This window comes from Sulfitobacter sp. L-8 (assembly GCF_056859255.1).
In genome coordinates this window covers 1-5051 of record NZ_JBSXOD010000041.1, presented here as the reverse complement: position 1 = coordinate 5051, position 5051 = coordinate 1, and the positions used below count along the sequence as shown (strand labels likewise).

The 5051-nt window shown below is 59.4% G+C and carries 6 protein-coding genes; 4 read left to right on the top strand and 2 right to left on the bottom strand.

Annotated elements, in window-relative coordinates:
- Positions 1 to 241: 241 nt before the first annotated feature.
- Positions 242 to 748: a PIN domain-containing protein gene (locus AC13DE_RS06155; protein ID WP_009815557.1), complete on the bottom strand. Its 507-nt coding sequence runs from the start codon at positions 746 to 748 to the stop codon at positions 242 to 244.
- A complete protein-coding gene (locus AC13DE_RS06150; RefSeq protein ID WP_483047378.1) occupies positions 745 to 1866 on the bottom strand; it encodes an ImmA/IrrE family metallo-endopeptidase in 1122 nt (373 codons plus the stop codon). The genes AC13DE_RS06155 and AC13DE_RS06150 overlap by 4 nt, the downstream gene beginning before the upstream one ends.
- A 66-nt stretch (positions 1867 to 1932) precedes the next feature.
- Here AC13DE_RS06150 and AC13DE_RS06145 point away from each other — a divergent pair, with 66 nt between their 5' ends.
- The 4 genes from AC13DE_RS06145 to AC13DE_RS06130 are packed head-to-tail and all read left to right on the top strand — an operon-like array spanning position 1933 to position 4878.
- Positions 1933 to 2157 (top strand): DUF2188 domain-containing protein, encoded by a 225-nt coding sequence (locus AC13DE_RS06145; RefSeq protein ID WP_009815559.1) that lies wholly within the window; start codon positions 1933 to 1935, stop codon positions 2155 to 2157.
- A 26-nt stretch (positions 2158 to 2183) separates the two neighbouring features.
- Complete coding sequence (locus AC13DE_RS06140; protein WP_233486458.1) at positions 2184 to 3209, top strand: CBASS cGAMP-activated phospholipase; 1026 nt, start codon at positions 2184 to 2186, stop codon at positions 3207 to 3209.
- The gene (locus tag AC13DE_RS06135) at positions 3206 to 4405 is read left to right on the top strand and encodes a nucleotidyltransferase domain-containing protein (protein WP_416592427.1); all 1200 of its coding nucleotides are present in this window, start codon (positions 3206 to 3208) and stop codon (positions 4403 to 4405) included. The genes AC13DE_RS06140 and AC13DE_RS06135 overlap by 4 nt, the downstream gene beginning before the upstream one ends.
- Positions 4405 to 4878 (top strand): type II CBASS E2 protein, encoded by a 474-nt coding sequence (locus tag AC13DE_RS06130; protein WP_009820225.1) that lies wholly within the window; start codon positions 4405 to 4407, stop codon positions 4876 to 4878. Before AC13DE_RS06135 ends, AC13DE_RS06130 begins: the two co-directional genes overlap by 1 nt.
- The last annotated feature ends 173 nt before the right edge of the window (positions 4879 to 5051 follow it).

The window sequence follows — 5051 nt, the reverse complement described above, 5'->3', positions numbered from 1 at the left end:
AAACGTCTCGTGAAGCTCGTGCCTATATGAAGACGTGAAAGACCCAAAAGGCTCTGAACCAACCCACCGAAAAGGCGGGGCAAACAAGGCGACAGCGCCTTGGGTACGACATTTAGAGGCCGGTGTTTTTCACCGATATCGATGCTTTTTGACGCCGAAAAAAGGGGCTGGTTTGCATGACCGTTCGATCTTTCGCTCGGAACGTCGTGGGCAGGGTCCAGCCATCTCCACCTTGTTCAGATTATGCCCCGAGACGGCGCAGCCGCTTGTCGATCTCGGCGGGGGGTAGGAAGACCGCCTCATCCGCCCGCCAGATTTGCAGGGCGGAGACAAGAAGCCCGACATCGCAGGCTTCGGCGGCGTGCAGCTCGTCGATGATCCAGAGGACGCCATGAACGCGCACCGCGCGAGCGGTGGCGACCTTGCGTAGAAGGTTGTCGCCGGTCAGGAGGATGCCGTTTTCCTGGCAGGTTGTCGTCACGAGGGCGAAGCAATCATTGGCCGACAGGCGGCTATGTTCCCGCTTTAGAGCGAAAACCCGCGCGACTTCTTCCCCCGGCAGATCGTAGGTGGCGAGGCCGCCGTCTTCGAGCATCCGCCATTCCTGCGCCGTGAAATCGAGCAGCTCCTCCTCACGGATGGGCAGGGGCACGATGAAGCGATAGGGCAGCCGCAGCAGGACGTGCAGCAACTCTCCCTTCTTCAAGTCGATCAGACAGGACGCATCATTGACGACAACACAGGTCACTGGTCACGAGGCCCCCTGATGTCGCGTTCGACAACGCTCAAGGGGAGCCCGAGCATCTGCGCCGCCCGCACGGGGGAAATCATCTCCTCGCCGAGCGCGCGCCAGACGAGGCGCTCGAAGCGCTGCGGCTTCTCGAAGGCCGCAAAGCCCTCGCCTGGACCGATAGGCTCCGGCTCCTCGCGCCGCCAGCTTCGCGCATAGGTCTTGAACGCATATTCCACAGCGCTCTTCGACAGGATGCCCACCTGGCCGAGCCGCACGAGCATCGCGGCGGCGGAGACGCCATAGGTGCGCTTGAGCCGCATGATCTCTATCCAGGTCATGCCGTGACGGTTTCGGCCAGCTTCCTCTTCCAGATGCTCACGCGGAATGAGGAACGCGCCCGCGAAACGGTGCATGGAGGCTTCCTTCTTCAGCGCAGCATTGCCGGTTTCGGTGATGATCCGGTGCGCGAGTTCGTGGGCGAGGTTGAAGCGCTTGCGTTCGACATTGGTGTGCCGCGAGACGACGATCACCTCAGTCGGTGCGCCCTCCGCCCGTTCGACATGACAGGCCAGCCCGTTGATGCGTTCCGGGAGATCGGCCTCGATGACCTTGAGTCCCTTGTCTTCGAGCAGGGCGGTCATACTCGGGATCGGGTCGATCCCAAGCTGCCACTCGCGCCGCACGTCCCGCGCCTTGGCGTCGATGGCCTCTTCATCGGCCACCATGTCCACGCGCAGCGCGGCGAAGGGGTCTTCAGCGGGGTGCATATCGAGGATGTCCTCGATGGCGAGATAGTCTTCGAGCTTCTCGATGACGATGGATTCCGCCATCGCGCGATCCTGCGCCGAGGCGGTCGAGTTCTTTCGCCACTCGACGCTTTCCAGAGCTTCGACCTGACCGCCGAGCAGGAAGTCCAGTGACACGCCGAGCGCCTTGCCGAGGCCGACCAGCACCGACGAGGACGGCATCATCTTGTCCGCCTCGTATTTGCTGATGGCCTGCGCTGACACGCTTGGGGTTACGCGCTCCGCGAGCGCTTGCATGGATAGACCCGCCCGCTTGCGGGCAAGCCTGAGTCTTTGTCCGAACATGATCCTCTCCCGGCGGTTATTGTTGTGGTTGATAAACGCCATTTCTTCCTGTATATTTAAACACAAGGTTGTCGCATCGTCAACCGAAATCGACACGTGAGGCTTGAAATGTCTAAGAAAAATCAGCATGTTGTGCCGCATGAAAGCGGTTGGGCAGTGAAGGGGGCGGGTAACTCCCGCGCGTCTTCCGTCCACGGCACGCAGCGCGAGGCCATCACGGCCGCGCGGGAATCCGCCATTCGTCAGGGCAGCGAGATGCTGATCCACGGCGAGAACGGTCGCATCCGCGAGCGCAACACCTATGGCAAGGACCCGTATCCGCCGAAAGGCTGAAGGGCATAAGCGGAATGGATGTCAGGATGAGCAACGGTGGGAACAACAGGCAGATACGTCGCATCCTCTCCATCGACGGGGGCGGGATTAAGGGCACGATGCCCGCTGCATTCCTCGCGGGGCTCGAGGAAGATCTGGGCCAGCCCATTGGGCGCTATTTCGATCTCATCGCAGGCACATCGACGGGTGGCATCATCGCACTCGGCCTTGGCCTCGGCCGCACGGCAAAGGAACTGCTCGAGCTTTACGAGCGTCGCGGGCCTGTCATCTTCGGTCAGGACAATGCGGATGATGAACCGCTGGGGAGGATACGGCAGGCATGGCGCACCCTCACCGCCACAGGTCGGCACGTAGTCGGTCCAAAGCACGATGCGGCAATTCTTGCCCGTGAACTCAAGGCCGTTCTCAACAACGATCTGATCGGGCAATCACAGACCCGGTTGGTGATCCCGGCGTGGGATGCCGATCTCCGCAGCCCTTATATCTACAAGACCGCGCATCACACACGCCTGCAAACCGATTATCGCAAGACTGCGCTTGATGCCGCCCTGGCTACGGCAGCGGCACCTACGTATTTCAAGCGACATCGCACTGCTGATGATATTGGCCTGACCGATGGCGGGACATGGGCCAACAATCCCACAGCCATTGCTGTCGTCGAAGCCATCACTCTTCTGGGGTGGCATCCGTCAGACCTGCGCATTCTGAGCCTGGGGTGTCTGGACGAAGTCTACATGCTGCCCGAAAGTCCAGGGTTTGCCGGACTCGGCCTCAAAGTCCTCAACCTTTACGCGGATGGGCAATCACATGGCGCCCTCGGCATGGCAAAACTTCTGACGGGACATCCTTACGATGGGGATCGCATCTACCGCATTTCGCCGTCTGTCCCGAGCGGGTTTTTTACCTTGGATGACACCACGAAGATCGGCCGCCTCAAGGGCCTCGGTATGTCAGAAGCCCGAAAAGCAAAGCCCCACCTGACCCCGATCTTTTTCACCCAGCCTGCCGATACCTTCGTGCCGGTCTATCAACTCAAGGAGAAAGCGGCATGAATCAGATGTTGCGACAGCCGCTGACCGACAGTGATATTCGGCGGCGCACGCAGATATTCACCATCCTGGACGAGATAGGCGAGGATCTGGACCTCACCGAAACCCAGTTTGATCGTGCGCGCCAGAGCTATGGTGCCGTCGGAGACTGGCTGTCCGGTTCAACTGATCCCCTACTCGTCAGTGTTCTGGTCTATCTCCAAGGGTCCAGTGCGCTTGGAACGGCCGTGAAGCCAATCGGGCGGCGGGAATTCGATGTCGATCTGATCTGCTTTTGTGCAGGTATCGCGTCCGGCATCTCACCAGCGACCCTGAAGGCGGCGGTTGGAAACCGGCTCAAGGAACACGCCACCTATGTGCGCATTCTCGAAGAAAAAAAGCGTTGTTGGCGTCTCAACTATGCGGGGGACTTCCACCTCGACCTATCCCCGACGATAGCAAACCCGGTCTGCGGCAACCGGGGCGAATTGGTGCCCGACCGGGCTCTGAAGGAATGGCATCCGACAAACCCGCGGGCCTACAAGACCCTGTTCGATGAGCGCGCCGCACTCCGGCCTACCTTTGTGGGCAAGTTTATCGCCATGCAGCGGGACGAGGCGACGGTGGAGCCGTTCCCCGTCCGAGAAGCAGTGAAAGGCATCCTGCGCCGCATCGTGCAATTGCTCAAACGGCACCGCGACGTTTTTTATCAGAACAACACGCAAGACGTGGCCCCGATTTCCGTTATCATTACCACCCTTGCGATGCAGTCCTATGCCTATTGCGTGCGCAACCACGTCTTCCATGACGAAATGGATCTGTTGGTCGAAACGATCCGGATGATGCCGCACTTCATCGACCGCCCCATTCTGGACGGACGGCGGGGCTATGCCATCCTGAACGAGACAACCAACGGGGAAAACTTCGCCGACAATTGGAACAAGGATGAACGCCGGGCACCAGCATTCTATGCGTGGCACGCACAAACTCTGTCCGACTTTGAAGTCCTTCGCGATGCTGTTGGTCAGGACCGTGTGTCATTGAACATGGAGCGTTCGTTCGGTTCCGGTGTCACCGGACGGGTTCTCGGCAACCGCGTCAATGCGGTGTCGGATGGTCGCAAATCGGGTCTGCTTTCTGTCGCACCTGTGGTCGGGCTGACGACATCGAAGGTCGCAGCATCAACGACCGTGCCCACAAATACGTTCTTCGGTGATTGATGATAGGACGAGGCGGGCAATACGACCTGACCCTGTCGCAGCAGCTGCTGTTCCTGAAGGCAAGCCCGGCTATCAGTGGTGTGGGGCAGGTCCGCGCAAACAAATTGACATGGCAAGAGCCTATACAACCGACCGCCTTGGCGCGCTCCTACCTTGCCACTATCACGCTTCAGCCGGGTCAAACGCCCGGTGTTCAGATAGACGACCCGGATCTGGAGTTGCTGGCGGCAGGGCGTCCTTTGCCTCACGTCTACAGAGATCCGCTGCGCCTTTGTCTTTATCTTCCAGGTGCCAGGGAATGGGACGCGCGGAAGCGGATCGACCAAACCATCATTCCGTGGACTTACCTTTGGCTCTATTATTTCGAAGATTGGCTTTGGTCAGACGACTGGAAAGGTGAAGGGCAACACCCCGGCGAAGAGCCTGAGCCAGTTGGCAATCGGGCGATGCGCAGGGCCGTGGCACGGTGCTAAAATTGTCGATTCCGCCTGTGGCAGAAACGGTCGATATCGGTGAAAAACGCGCCCTGCCAGATGTTGTGTTCCGGGCTTCTGATTTTCCTTGATATCTATCTAACCGGATGATTCAATTACCTTATTGGATCGGAGGGCTTTGTTATGATGGGTCGAGTTCAGGAACAGGGGCT

Bases quoted from the DNA above. Each gene is read 5' to 3' on its own strand.
- AC13DE_RS06150 (WP_483047378.1), bottom strand. From the start codon at position 1,866: ATGGCGTTTATCAACCACAACAATAACCGCCGGGAGAGGATCATGTTC.
- AC13DE_RS06145 (WP_009815559.1), top strand. From the start codon at position 1,933: ATGTCTAAGAAAAATCAGCATGTTGTGCCGCATGAAAGCGGTTGGGCA.
- AC13DE_RS06140 (WP_233486458.1), top strand. From the start codon at position 2,184: ATGAGCAACGGTGGGAACAACAGGCAGATACGTCGCATCCTCTCCATC.
- AC13DE_RS06135 (WP_416592427.1), top strand. From the start codon at position 3,206: ATGAATCAGATGTTGCGACAGCCGCTGACCGACAGTGATATTCGGCGG.
- AC13DE_RS06130 (WP_009820225.1), top strand. From the start codon at position 4,405: ATGATAGGACGAGGCGGGCAATACGACCTGACCCTGTCGCAGCAGCTG.